Raw genomic sequence first — 12,254 nt, 5'->3', positions numbered from 1 at the left:
CGTCAGGCGCGCAGCAGGGCGGCGTAGCGCTCCGCCGCGCGCCGCAAGCGGCTGGCTTCTTGGGGGGCTGTCTCCGCCAGCGCGGTGGCGGCCAGCAGGTGGTGGCCCAACTGGAAGGCCAGATAGCAGGGCCTGTAGAACGCCCGCAGCCCTTCGCTGACGGGACGGCCGCTGGCCCTCGCCACGTGCTCGGCGAGCCGCGCCTCCGCCTGAGCGTCGAACCCCAGCTCCACCGCGGCGCCCACCACGTCCCAGGCCACGTCCTGGCAGCCAATCAGGTCATGACCGGCGTGGTGGTCCACCGCGTCCGCCTTGAGCAGCCGCCCGTCCGCCAGCACCAGCCACTCCCACGGCTGGAGCTTGTTGTCCGTCTCCACGCGGCGGACCTCTCGCGCGAGCGTGCCCAGGTGCCGGCTCCATCCATCGAACTCGCGGGCACAGGACGCCTCACCCAGGACCTGCGCTGTGTTGTAGCGGGCCATGTCGAGCAGTGCGGCCACGGACGCGCCTCGCTCCAGCGCATCCACGGGAAAGTGCCGGGCCCGGAAGCCGAGGTAGCCGCCCACCTGGGCCTCCATCGCCTGGCGTCCGTACTCCGGCACCCGGGACAGCGGCCGTGCGTCCTCCATCCACCGTTGCACCAGGAAGCCGTGCCGCAGCCCCTCCACCGGTGGGGTGAAGCCCGCCTGGGCAAGCTGCCGGGCACGCAGCATCCGGTGTTCACCAAAACCTCCGAGGCCCGCGAACTTGAGGAGGAACACGCCGCGCGGCGTGGTGACCCGGTATTTGCGCCGCTCCTGCTGGACGTGCACCGGCGGCCATTCACGGGCGTCTGGAAACAGCAGGCGCCGCCATGTCCCCGCGCCCAGGTCCTCCAGGTGGCGGTGTGCCCGGCCCGTGAGGTCCTCGCACCAACGGGCCAGGAGGCACCGGGCGTCGCCCGGCTGGAGGAACAGCGCGTCGAACTCCGTCAGGTGCCGCCGCGCCTGGGCCCAGCGGGTCCGGTGCCGCTCGCTGGCCATGGGGCCGGGGGCGCCCGCGTGGCTGGGGAAGAAGCACAGCCTCCGCGCTGAAACGCCGTGGTCCTCCAGGAAGTCCGCCACCGTGCCAAAGGAACTCCCTGACAGGCCGGGCCCTTCGTCCACGATGGCGACGTCCGTGTTCTCGGCGCGCGCCAGCAGCTCCCGCTCCAGTCCGGGCCCCAGGCTGCAGACGCGCTGGTACGGGTGCCCCGTGGGCCGGACGGTGAGGGGCGGCGGCGCCTTCATCGCGGCGGCCACCGCGCACGAAAGACTCGCACCGATGCCTCGGATGCCCACCACCAGGGGCGGCGCTGGAGGATGCAGCGCCTTCGCGGCCTCCAGGTACTGCTCGGGATAGAGCGCGTGGTAGGCGTAGCCTTCGGGCACGGAGAGGCCCACGCGCTCCGGCAGCGGCAACCGGCCCAGCGCTTGGAATGGGGCCGCGGGGACTGGAGGCACGGACGCGAAGCCTGTCTCCCAGGAACGCTGGAGCGCCTGCGCGAGCACGAAGGGCAGCGCGACGCACGCCGCGCCGAGCGGCCCGGGGTCGTCGTGCCGCCGCTCCGCGAAGTCTTGGTCCAGTACGCCCTGCGCCAGCGAGCCGGAGTCGATGAACAGGGAGACCAGCGCGGCATGTCGGTCCAACCCCGGCGCCATCGCCTCCCATTGCCGCAGGCGCGCATGGAGCGCGGACAGGAGCTCCCGGGGTGACGCGTCCTTCACGGCGCTCCCGTAGACGAGCATCCTTCAGCCCTGGCGCAGGTGGCGGTAGGCGATGGCCGCGAGCGCATCGAACCCGGGCACCTCCCAGGGCACCTCGCGTGATGCGCGCAGCGCTTGTGTGTACGCGATGAAGGCCGTGAGCTGCTCGGGGCTCGGTGACACGAGGTTCCGGCGGTCCTTGGCGAGCGACAGCGCCTCCAAGGGGGGCAGGCCACCCTCCACGAGGACGCACAGCGCCAGCAGCGCGCTGCGCCCGATGCCGTGCTCGCAGTGGATGAGCACCTTCTCCCGCCGCGCCAGCCGCGCCCGCACCCAGGCCACGCCGTCGTGAATCATGGGCAACCGGATGGCCTGCATGTCCTGCGTGGGCAGGTGGAGGAGGGTGATGCCGTGCTGGCGAAGCACCCGCTCGTCGTCGCAGTCCTCGACCCGCACGTCCACCACGGAGCGGATGCCAAGCGGTCCCGCGAGGTAGGCCGCGGCCTCCATGGGATAGCGTCCACCCACGGCGAGCGACGGCGTCACGGCGTCCAGGTTGAGCGCCCACTCCGGTGTCCTTCCCAGCACGGCTGCCTCCTCTTCGCCTGAGCCTTCGAGAAGGAAGATAGGTGTCCGCGCTCCCACGACGACGTCCGGCGCGGCCGGGCAAGCGGCCCTTCCGCGCGTCGGGCCCCCGACACAGAGTGTCCAGGCTGGCGGCGCTCGAACGATGCGGGCGTTGGCGGGGCCACGACCGCCCCGCATGCGCCGAAAGGGCGGGTTGCTCCGGCTTCGCTGGGGGCACAGAACGCGGAGTGGGACAGGGACGGGAGGACGCGATGTCGGACGGACTGATGAGGGCCGCGGTGGTTACTGGGCCTGGGGGGACACGGGTGGACCGCATCGCCCGGCCCGAGCCCGGCCCTGGCGCCATACGCGTGCGGCTGGAGGGCTGTGGCGTGTGCGGCTCCAACCTGCCCACCTGGGAGGGCCGTGACTGGTTCCGCTATCCGATGAAGCCCGGGACGCCCGGACACGAGGGCTGGGGCGTGGTGGATGCCGTGGGGAGCGGGGTGACGGACCTTCGCGTAGGAGACCGGGTGGCCACGCTCTCCTCGGCGGCCTTCGCGGAGTACGACGTGGTGGAGGCGTCATCGGCCGTGGTGCTCCCGTCCTCGCTCGCGGGCAAGCCCTTTCCGGGAGAGCCGCTGGGCTGCGCCATGAACATCTTCCGCCGCGGCGACATCCAGGCGGGGCAGACGGTGGCCATCATCGGCATCGGCTTCCTGGGCGCGGTGGTGACACGGCTCGCGGCGAACGCGGGCGCGCGGGTCCTCGCCATCTCCCGGCGTCCCTTCTCGCTGGAGCTGGCGCGGGCCTACGGCGCCGCCGAGTGCATCCCCATGGATGACCACGGCCGCATCATCGACCGCGTGAAGGCCCTCACCGGCGGCGCCTTCTGCGACCGCGTCATCGAGGCCGTGGGCTCGCAGTGGCCGCTCGACCTCGCGGGCGAGCTCACGCGGGAGCGGGGCCGGCTCGTCATCGCGGGCTACCACCAGGACGGGCCCCGGCAGGTGAACATGCAGTTGTGGAACTGGCGCGGCCTGGACGTCATCAACGCGCACGAACGCGACCCGCGCGTGTACGTGGAGGGCATCCGGCTCGCCGTGGGCGCCGTCGCCTCCGGCGCGCTGGACCCCTTTCCCCTCTTCACCCACCAGTTCCGCTTGGAGGAACTCGACCGCGCCTTCGACGCCCTGCGCTCCCGGCCGGACGGCTTCCTCAAGGCCCTGGTCACGCCATGAGCGCTCCCGTGACGCGCCGCCCCCGGCTGGGCTTTCTGGGCGTGGGCTGGATTGGACGCCACCGGATGCAGGCCCTGGTGAAAGAGGCCCAGGTGGACGTCATCGGCGTGGCGGACCCTTCGGAGGCCGCCGCCGAGGCCGCGCGGGCGCTCGCGCCGGGGTGTGAGCGGGTGGACTCCCTGGACGCGCTGCTCGCGCTCTCACCCGACGGCGTGGTCATCGCCACGCCCAGCGCCGTCCACGCGGAGCAGTCCATCCAGGCGCTGGAGCGCGGCGTGGCCGTGTTCTGCCAGAAGCCGCTGGGCCGCACGGCCCACGAAGTCCGGCGCGTGGTGGAGGCGGCCCGGAGGTCGGACGTGCTGCTCGGCGTGGACTTCAGCTACCGCTACGCGGAAGGGCTGCGCAGGCTGCGCGCACACCACCAGTCGGGCGCGCTGGGGCACGTGCATGCGGTGAACCTCGTCTTCCACAATGCCTACGGCCCGGACAAGCCGTGGTTCTACGACGCGTCGCTCGCCGGGGGCGGCTGCGTCATGGACCTGGGCATCCACCTGGTGGACCTGGCCCTGTGGGTGCTCGACTTCCCCGCCGTCCGCCGGGTGAGCAGCCAACGCTTCGCCCAGGGACGGCCGCTGCGTGGCCGGGAGGAGGGCGTGGAAGACTACGCCGCCGCCCTGCTGGAGTTGGAGGGCGGCACCGCCGTCCAGCTCGCCTGCTCCTGGAAGCTGTCGGCGGGCTGCGACGCGGTGATTGAAGCGTCGTTCTATGGGACGGAAGGGGGCGTGTCGTTCCGCAACGTGAATGGCTCGTTCTACGACTTCACGGCGGACGCCTTCCGGGGCACCGGGCGTGAGCGACTCGCCGACCCGCCAGATGGCTGGGGCGGACGGGCCGCCGTGGACTGGGCCACCCGCCTGGCTCGAGGAGAGCGCTTCACGCCGGAGAACGAGCAGCTCATCCAGGTCGCGGAGACGCTCGACAGGCTCTACGCCTGAGAGCGTTCGCATGCCCGTCTCCCGAGATGCGGAGGCATCGGGCTCTGTCTGGACACCGGAAGGTGTGGGACTGAAACACCGTTCCTCGCCTGACCATGCAGACCCCTCCCGTCTCACGCGGCGCGATGTGGCGAGCGCTGGGCTACTTCCGGCCCTACCGTCGCACCATTGTCTTCATCCTGCTCCTCGTCCTGACCTCCGCGAGCCTGAGCGCCCTGGAGCCCCTGGTCCTCAAGAGCGTCTTCGACCACCTGGGCAGCGAGGACGCCACGAAGCCGGTGCTGATGGGCGTGGGGTTGCTGGTGCTCATGGGGCTCGCGCGTGAAGGGTTGGGCGCCGCGTCCAACTGGCTCACCTGGCGCACCCGCATCCAGGTGCACTTCGCCCTCAACGAGGCCACCGTGTCGCGGCTGCACCGGCTGCCGCTGAGCTTTCACCGGCAGGAGGGCGTGGGCGCGCTGATGACGCGGATGGACCGCGGGCTCCAGGGCTTCGTGGGCGCCATCACCGAGCTCACCTTCAACGTCATCCCCGCGGCGGTGTACCTGTGCATCGCGGTGGGCGTCATGCTCCAGCTCGACTGGCGGCTGGCATTGCTGGCCCTGGCCTTCGCGCCGCTGCCGGTGCTCATCGCCCGGCGCGCCGCGCCCGTGCAGGCCCGGCGCGAGGAGTCGCTGCTGGAGCGGTGGACGCAAATCTACGCCCGCTTCAACGAGGTGCTCTCCGGCATCATCACCGTGAAGAGCTTCGCCATGGAGGAGCGGGAGAAGCAGCGCTTCCTGCATGGCGTGCGTGACGCCAATACCGTCGTCACCCGGGGTGTGGCGTTCGACTCGGCGGTGACGGCGGGGCAGAACACCACCGTGCTCGTCGCGCGTGTGGCGTCCATCTGCATGGGCGGCCTCCTGGTGATGAAGGGGCAGCTCACCGTCGGTACCCTGGTGGCCTTCCTGGGCTACATCGGCGGACTCTTCGGCCCCGTGCAGGGGCTCAGCGGCGTGTACAAGACGCTGCGGACGGCCTCGGTGTCCATCCGCCAGGTGTTCTCCATCCTCGACGCGCAGGACTCGCTGGGCGACGCGCCAGACGCGCACGAAATCACGCACATGCGCGGTGACGTGACGTTCGAGGACGTCCACTTCGCCTATCCCTCCGGCGCGGGCCGGCCGCTCATCAACGGCATCTCCCTGGACGTCCGGCGTGGGGAGACGGTGGCCCTGGTGGGCCCCAGCGGCGCTGGCAAGACGACGCTGATGAGCCTGCTGTGCCGCTTCTATGACCCGGACCAGGGCGTCGTGCGCGTTGACGGAAGCGACATCCGGACGCTCAAGCAGTTGTCGCTGCGGCGCAACATCGGCGTGGTGCTCCAGGACGCGCTGCTCTTCAACGAGAGCGTGCGGGGGAACATCGCCTATGGGCGGCCCCAGGCCACGGACGCGGAAATCGAGGCCGCCGCGCGCGCGGCCCACGCACATGAATTCATCCTGGGACTACCTCAGGGCTACGACACCCTGGTGGGGGAGCGCGGCAACCGGCTGTCCGCGGGCGAGCGGCAGCGCATCGCCATTGCCCGCTCGCTCCTGACAGACCCGCCCATCCTCATCCTCGACGAACCCACCAGCGCGCTCGACGCGGAGAGCGAGGCCTTGGTGCAGGACGCACTGGGCGAGCTGATGAAGGGCCGCACCACCTTCGCCATCGCGCACCGGCTCTCCACGGTGGTGAACGCGGACCGCATCCTGGTGCTCAAGGATGGCCGCATCATCGAGGAGGGCTCGCACGCGGAGTTGATGCGCCGTGACGGCTACTACGCGTCGCTGGTGCGCAAGCAGACGCGTGGCCTGCTCCCGGAATTGCCCCCTTCGCCCCTGACGCCCGTGGCCGCGTAGGGCTCGTCGCCTCGGCGGCCCATGTGCGGCCGTGACGGGGCCGCTCCCCTGGGCGCCAGCTCGAATGACGCTGGGGCGCGTGCAGGCGCCCGACCGGGATGAACGTCGGTAGCAGATGGCTAGCACCAACAGGTGCGGTGGCTACCTTCATCAATGCATGGCGGTGGTGATGAACATCGACTGCCTGCGTGCGCCGGGGGGCGACATGAGGCAAAGACAGATTCTCATCACGGGCGGCGCGGGCTTCATTGGCTCACATCTGGCGGACGCGCTGCTGGCGCGCGGCCACCGCGTGAGGGTCCTGGATGCGCTGGTGCCCCAGGTCCACGGTGAAGCGCGACGACGCCCGGAGTACCTGTCCACCGATGTGGAGCTGGTGGTGGGCGACGTGCGTGACGGGGACGTGGTCCGTCAGTCCCTGGAGGGCGTTGACGCCGTCTACCACTTCGCCGCGGCGGTGGGCGTGGGCCAGAGCATGTACGAAGTGGCCCACTACACGGCGGTGAACAACCTGGGCACCTCCGTGTTGATGGAAGCGCTCATCGAGCGTCCGATTGAACGGCTGGTCGTGGCCTCCAGCATGAGTGTCTACGGCGAGGGATTGTCGCGCGCGCCAGATGGCCGGCGCATCCCCGGCGGGCAAAGGCCCCTGGAGCAGCTGGCGGATGGGAAGTGGGAGCTGGAAGGCCCCGGAGGCGAAGCCCTCACGCCCGTGCCGACGCCGGAGTCCAAGCCGCCAGAGCTCTCCTCCGTGTATGCGCTGTCGAAGTTCGACCAGGAGCGGCTGTGTCTTATCCTGGGCCGCGCCTACGGCATCCCCACCGTGGCGCTGCGGTTCTTCAACGTCTACGGGCCCCGGCAGGCGCTCTCCAATCCCTATACCGGCGTGCTCGCCATCTTCGGCGCGCGTTTGCTCAATGGAAGTCCGCCACTCGTCTTCGAGGATGGCCTGCAGCAGCGGGACTTCGTCAACGTGCGTGACGTAGCGAACGCCTGCGTGCTGGCGCTCGACGCGCGGGGGGCGGACTCGCACGTCATCAACGTGGGAAGTGGACAGTCCATCACCGTGAAGGAAGTGGCCCTGGCGCTCGCGGAGGTGATGGGCCGCCCCGGCCTCCGCCCCGCGGTGACGGGTCGCTATCGCATGGGCGACATCCGTCACTGCTTCGCGGACATCTCCCTGGCGCGTGACCTGCTGGGTTACGCACCCCAGGTCTCCTTCCACGACGGGCTCACGGAACTGTCGTCGTGGCTCGAAGACCAGGTGGCGACGGACCGCGTGGCGGAGGCGCGCGCGGAACTCGAGGCGCGAGGGCTGACCGTATGAGCGCGGCGGAACCTTGGGAGGTGGAAGGGGACAGGACGGTCATCTTCGGCGGGGCCGGCTTCATCGGCTCCAACCTGGCGGACCACTACCTGTCCGCGGGGCGGACCGTGCGAGTCGTCGACAACCTGACGCGCCCCGGCGTGGTGCACAACCTGCGTTGGCTCCAGGCCCGGCATGGCGCCCGGCTGGAGGTGATGACGGCGGACGTACGGGACGCCTATGCGGTGAAGCAGGCCGTCATCGGCGCCAGCCATGTCTTCCACTTCGCGGCCCAGGTGGCGGTCACCACCAGCCTGGAGACGCCCGTCACCGACTTCGAGGTCAACGCGGGCGGCACCCTGAACGTGCTGGAGGCGCTGCGTGCCATGGAGCGGCCCGCCTCGCTCGTCTTCACCTCCACCAACAAGGTCTACGGCGGCATGCCGGGCGTGGAGCTCGTCCAGAAGCCCAGCCGCTACGAGCCTCGGGACGCGGGCCTGTGCGGTCACGGCGTGGGGGAGGACTGCCCGCTGGACTTCGAGAGCCCCTATGGCTGCTCCAAGGGCGCGGCGGACCAGTACGTGCTCGACTACGCGCGAGCCTACGGACTGAGGACGGTGGTGTTCCGGATGAGCTGCATCTACGGCCCCCGGCAGTTCGGCACCGAGGACCAGGGGTGGGTGGCGCACTTCCTCTTGCGCATGCTCGAAGGCCGGCCCCTCACGCTCTACGGGGATGGCAAGCAGGTGCGGGACATCCTCGACGTGGGCGACCTGGTGCGCGCGCTCGGCCTGGCGCAGCAGCACATCGGACGGCTCAAGGGGCAGGCCTTCAACATCGGCGGCGGCCCGTCGCGGACGGTGAGCCTGCTGGAGCTGCTGGGCCTCATCTCGCAGCGCACCGGCCTGCGTCCCGCGCTCCAGTTCGAGGATTGGCGGACGGGGGACCAGCGCTACTACGTCTCCGACACCCGCAAGTTCCAGGCCGCCACGGGGTGGGCGCCCCAGGTGGGAATCGCCGAGGGCGTGGACCGGCTCCACGACTGGCTGCGGACCCTGATGCTCGAGCGGCCGGTGGCGGCGTGGCAGGGAGGGGCGCGTGAAGTCCACGCAGGCTAGAGGGCGCGCCGTCCGCCGCGTGTTGATGACCACCGACACGGTGGGAGGCGTGTGGACCTACGCGCTGGAGCTCTGCCGGGCCTTCGCCGACGCGGGCGTCCAGGTGGAGCTGGCGACCCTGGGCGAGCCCGTGACGGTGCCGCAGGCGGGTGAAGCCGCGGCCGTCCCGGGGCTGCGCCTCCATGAGAGCACCTATCGCCTGGAGTGGATGGACGCGCCCTGGAAGGACGTGCGCGCGTCCGGGGAATGGCTGCTGGCGCTGGAGGATGCGTTGGCGCCCGACGTCATCCACCTCAATGGCTATGCCCATGGCGCGCTGCCCTGGCGGGCACCTTCGGTGGTGGTGGCCCACTCGTGCGTCCTGTCCTGGTGGGAGGCGGTCCTTCGGGAGCCCGCGCCGGCGCGATATGCGCGCTACCGGCGGGAGGTCCAGCGCGGCCTGCGCGCCGTGGACCGCGTGGTAGCGCCCAGCGCGGCGATGCTCGGCGCGCTCGAACGGCACTATGGGCCGCTGTTGCCGCCCACCTGCGTCATCCCGAACGCGCGCCGGGCCGGCTCCTTCACCGCGGCGCCCAAGGAGCTGTTCGTCCTCGCGGCGGGCCGCTTGTGGGACGAGGCCAAGAACCTGTCGGCGCTGGAGGCGGTGGCCCCCCGGCTGGCCTGCCCCGTGCGCGTGGCGGGCGAGCTGCGGCACCCGGGGAGCGGGAAGGTGGCCCGGGCACGGAACACCGAGCCGCTGGGCCCCCTCTCGCCGGAAGCACTCGCCGCCTGGATGGCTCGCGCCGCCATCTACGCCATGCCGGTGCGCTACGAGCCCTTTGGCCTGTCCGCGCTGGAGGCCGCGCTCTCCGGCTGTGCCCTGGTGCTGGGCGACATTCCCAGCCTCAGAGAGGTGTGGGCGGACGCGGCGGTGTTCGTTCACCCGGAGGACCTGGATGGGCTGACCCGCGCGCTGCGAGGACTCCTCGATGACGGGGCCCATCGGGAGCGCATGGCCGCGAAAGCGCGTGCCCGCGCGCTGACCTGGAACCCACGCCGCATGGCGGAGGACTACCTGCGGCTCTACGCGACGCTCCGGGCGTGGCCGGTCCGTCACCCCGCCGGGCTCGCGCTGGGCGCGCCTTGAGGATGGAAGGGGCACCGCGCATGCGCATCGTCTTCTTCTGCCACTCGCTCCTGTCGGACTGGAACCACGGCAATGCGCACTTCCTGCGCGGCGTGGTGACGGAGCTGGCCCTGCGCGGCCACGACGTCCGCGTCTTCGAGCCCGAGGAGGCCTGGAGCCTGCGCAACCTCCTGCAGGAGCCAGCGGGCCCGGCGATGCTGGAGGAAGTACGACGCGTCTACCCGCATGTGCGGCCACAGCGATACGACCTGGCGACGCTGGACCTGGACCGGGCCCTGGAAGGGGCACAGCTCGTCCTCGTCCACGAGTGGAACCCGCCAGCGTTGGTGCGCCGCCTGGGCGAGCGTCGCCAGGTGAGCGACGCCTTCCGCCTGCTCTTCCATGACACGCACCACCGGGGCGTGAGCGCTCGGGAGGAGATGGCCCGCTTCGAGCTGGCCCACTACGACGGCGTGCTCGCCTTTGGCGGCGTCCTCCAGCGGCTCTACCAGGAGCAGGGCTGGGCTCGGCGCGCGTGGACGTGGCACGAGGCCGCGGACACGCGTGTGTTCCACCCACGGCCCGTGGTGTCGCCGCAAGACGACGTCGTCTGGATTGGCAACTGGGGTGATGAGGAGCGCACCGCGGAGCTGCATGAGTTCCTGCTCGGCCCGGCACAGGCGCTGGGCTTGAAGGCGCGGGTGCACGGGGTGCGCTACCCGGACGCGGCGCGAGCGGCGCTGGCACGCGCGGGCATCACCTACGCGGGGTGGCTGACCAACCACCGGGTGCCCGAGGCCTTCGCCAGGGCGCGCGTGACAGTCCACGTTCCCCGGCGGCCCTACGCCACGTCCCTGCCGGGCATCCCCACCATCCGTCCGTTCGAGGCGCTCGCCTGTGGCATTCCGCTGGTGAGCGCGCCGTGGCGCGACGTGGAAGGCCTCTTCACACCGGGAAGCGACTACCTGGTCGCGGACACCGGCGCGCGGATGCGCGACCACCTGCGAGCGCTGCTGGCGGACGCGGACCTGCGCCGCGCGCTCGCCGAGCAGGGGCGCCGCACGGTGCTGGCCCGCCACACGTGCGCGCACCGGGTGGACGAATTGCTGCGCATCCACGCGTCACTGGTGCCCCAGGCCACGCAGGCGGGGGCGTTGTCACGGGGGAGGGTCACCGCATGAGCAGGGGACTTCGCATCGCATTCTTCGGTTCCAGCCTCGTCTCGGCCTACTGGAACGGCGCGGCCACCTACTACCGCGGCCTCATCCGCGCGCTGCATGCGCGAGGGCACCGGGTGACCTTCTACGAGCCGGATGCCTTCGGGCGGCAGCAACACCGCGACATGGCGGACCCGGACTGGGCGCGCGTGGTCGTCTACACCGAGCAGGGAACGGCCGACGTGGAGCGGTGCCTGGAGGAGGCGCGCCACGCGGACGTGGTGGTGAAGGCCAGCGGCGTGGGCGTGTTCGATGCGCTGCTGGAGGCCCGGGTGCTCGACCTGAAGCGCCCTGGCACCCAGGTCGTGTTCTGGGACGTGGACGCGCCCGCCACGCTGGAGCGGCTGGAGCAGCATTCGGATGACCCGCTCCGCGCGCTCGTGCCCCGGTATGACCACGTCTTCACCTACGGCGGGGGGGATCCGGTGGTGTCCGCCTACCGGGCGCTGGGCGCGCGCCAGTGCGTCCCCATCTACAACGCGCTGGACCCCTCCACGCACCACCCGGCGCCGGTGGAGGCCCGCTTCACGGGGGACCTGGCCTTCCTGGGCAACCGGCTGCCGGACCGCGAAGCCCGCGTGGAGGCCTTCTTCCTGAAGGCCGCGGAGCACTTGCCCGGCGCGCGCTTCCTGCTGGGTGGCAGCGGCTGGGAGGCGCGCCCCTTGCCCTCCAACGTGACACGCCTGGGGCACGTCTACACGCATGAACACAATGCGCTGAACTGCTCGGCGCGCGCGGTGCTCAACATCCACCGCGACAGCATGGCGCGCTTCGGCTTCTCTCCCGCCACGCGTGTCTTCGAGGCGGCCGGCGCGGGGGCATGCCTCATCACCGATGCCTTCCTGGGCGTGGAGCTCTTCCTGGAGCCAGGACGTGAGGTGCTCGTGGCCCGCTCCGGGGAGGAGGTGGCCGAGCACGTCCGCCGGCTGACGGACGCGGAGGCCCGGCGCATCGGTCAGGCCGCGCTCCGGCGCGTGCTGGCTGGACACACGTACACGCATCGCGTCTCCCAGGTGGAGGCGGCCCTGGGGCTTCGGACCGGGTCCGCCACCACGACGCGGGAGTGCGTCGCATGAGGAAGGGGAGGGCGCG

10 protein-coding genes are annotated in these 12,254 nt (G+C 71.3%); 8 read left to right on the top strand and 2 right to left on the bottom strand.

Going from position 1 to position 12,254, the window contains the following annotated elements; translation table 11 throughout:
• Nucleotides 1–2 precede the first annotated feature (2 nt).
• Both BLU09_RS39750 and BLU09_RS00175 read right to left on the bottom strand, forming a co-directional pair.
• On the bottom strand, nucleotides 3–1,766 hold the full coding sequence (locus BLU09_RS39750) for a hypothetical protein (protein ID WP_090484152.1): 1,764 nt from the start codon (nucleotides 1,764–1,766) through the stop codon (nucleotides 3–5).
• A gap of 3 nt (nucleotides 1,767–1,769) precedes the next feature.
• On the bottom strand, nucleotides 1,770–2,234 hold the full coding sequence (locus tag BLU09_RS00175) for a protein-tyrosine phosphatase family protein (RefSeq protein WP_244171461.1): 465 nt from the start codon (nucleotides 2,232–2,234) through the stop codon (nucleotides 1,770–1,772).
• Nucleotides 2,235–2,617: 383 nt separating this feature from the next.
• Here BLU09_RS00175 and BLU09_RS00170 point away from each other — a divergent pair, with 383 nt between their 5' ends.
• The 8 genes from BLU09_RS00170 to BLU09_RS00135 all read left to right on the top strand — a co-directional run bounded on the left by BLU09_RS00170 (nucleotide 2,618) and on the right by BLU09_RS00135 (nucleotide 12,238).
• The gene (locus BLU09_RS00170) at nucleotides 2,618–3,532 is read left to right on the top strand and encodes an MDR/zinc-dependent alcohol dehydrogenase-like family protein (protein ID WP_244171315.1); all 915 of its coding nucleotides are present in this window, start codon (nucleotides 2,618–2,620) and stop codon (nucleotides 3,530–3,532) included.
• On the top strand, nucleotides 3,529–4,527 hold the full coding sequence (locus BLU09_RS00165; RefSeq protein ID WP_090484147.1) for a Gfo/Idh/MocA family protein: 999 nt from the start codon (nucleotides 3,529–3,531) through the stop codon (nucleotides 4,525–4,527). Before BLU09_RS00170 ends, BLU09_RS00165 begins: the two co-directional genes overlap by 4 nt.
• A gap of 95 nt (nucleotides 4,528–4,622) precedes the next feature.
• Nucleotides 4,623–6,416, top strand: a complete 1,794-nt coding sequence (locus BLU09_RS00160; RefSeq protein WP_090484145.1) for an ABC transporter ATP-binding protein — start codon at nucleotides 4,623–4,625, stop codon at nucleotides 6,414–6,416.
• Nucleotides 6,417–6,531: 115 nt separating this feature from the next.
• On the top strand, nucleotides 6,532–7,743 hold the full coding sequence (locus BLU09_RS00155) for an NAD-dependent epimerase/dehydratase family protein (RefSeq protein WP_279627347.1): 1,212 nt from the start codon (nucleotides 6,532–6,534) through the stop codon (nucleotides 7,741–7,743).
• On the top strand, nucleotides 7,740–8,840 hold the full coding sequence (locus BLU09_RS00150) for an NAD-dependent epimerase/dehydratase family protein (protein ID WP_090484143.1): 1,101 nt from the start codon (nucleotides 7,740–7,742) through the stop codon (nucleotides 8,838–8,840). Before BLU09_RS00155 ends, BLU09_RS00150 begins: the two co-directional genes overlap by 4 nt.
• A 25-nt stretch (nucleotides 8,841–8,865) precedes the next feature.
• Nucleotides 8,866–9,966: a glycosyltransferase family 4 protein gene (locus tag BLU09_RS00145; protein ID WP_090484141.1), complete on the top strand. Its 1,101-nt coding sequence runs from the start codon at nucleotides 8,866–8,868 to the stop codon at nucleotides 9,964–9,966.
• A 20-nt stretch (nucleotides 9,967–9,986) separates the two neighbouring features.
• Nucleotides 9,987–11,126 (top strand): CgeB family protein, encoded by a 1,140-nt coding sequence (locus BLU09_RS00140; protein WP_090484139.1) that lies wholly within the window; start codon nucleotides 9,987–9,989, stop codon nucleotides 11,124–11,126.
• Complete coding sequence (locus BLU09_RS00135) at nucleotides 11,123–12,238, top strand: CgeB family protein (RefSeq protein WP_090484138.1); 1,116 nt, start codon at nucleotides 11,123–11,125, stop codon at nucleotides 12,236–12,238. Before BLU09_RS00140 ends, BLU09_RS00135 begins: the two co-directional genes overlap by 4 nt.
• Nucleotides 12,239–12,254 lie beyond the last annotated feature (16 nt).

Source organism: Myxococcus virescens, from assembly GCF_900101905.1.
Taxonomy (GTDB): domain Bacteria; phylum Myxococcota; class Myxococcia; order Myxococcales; family Myxococcaceae; genus Myxococcus; species Myxococcus virescens.
This window is presented reverse-complemented; position numbering and strand designations above follow the sequence as displayed.

Excerpts from the sequence above, each read along its gene's own strand:
- BLU09_RS00135 (WP_090484138.1), top strand. The coding sequence starts at position 11,123 with ATGAGCAGGGGACTTCGCATCGCATTCTTCGGTTCCAGCCTCGTCTCG.
- BLU09_RS39750 (WP_090484152.1), bottom strand. The coding sequence starts at position 1,766 with ATGCTCGTCTACGGGAGCGCCGTGAAGGACGCGTCACCCCGGGAGCTC.
- BLU09_RS00150 (WP_090484143.1), top strand. The coding sequence starts at position 7,740 with ATGAGCGCGGCGGAACCTTGGGAGGTGGAAGGGGACAGGACGGTCATC.
- BLU09_RS00175 (WP_244171461.1), bottom strand. The coding sequence starts at position 2,234 with ATGGAGGCCGCGGCCTACCTCGCGGGACCGCTTGGCATCCGCTCCGTG.
- BLU09_RS00155 (WP_279627347.1), top strand. The coding sequence starts at position 6,532 with ATGGCTAGCACCAACAGGTGCGGTGGCTACCTTCATCAATGCATGGCG.
- BLU09_RS00140 (WP_090484139.1), top strand. The coding sequence starts at position 9,987 with ATGCGCATCGTCTTCTTCTGCCACTCGCTCCTGTCGGACTGGAACCAC.
- BLU09_RS00145 (WP_090484141.1), top strand. The coding sequence starts at position 8,866 with ATGACCACCGACACGGTGGGAGGCGTGTGGACCTACGCGCTGGAGCTC.
- BLU09_RS00160 (WP_090484145.1), top strand. The coding sequence starts at position 4,623 with ATGCAGACCCCTCCCGTCTCACGCGGCGCGATGTGGCGAGCGCTGGGC.
- BLU09_RS00165 (WP_090484147.1), top strand. The coding sequence starts at position 3,529 with ATGAGCGCTCCCGTGACGCGCCGCCCCCGGCTGGGCTTTCTGGGCGTG.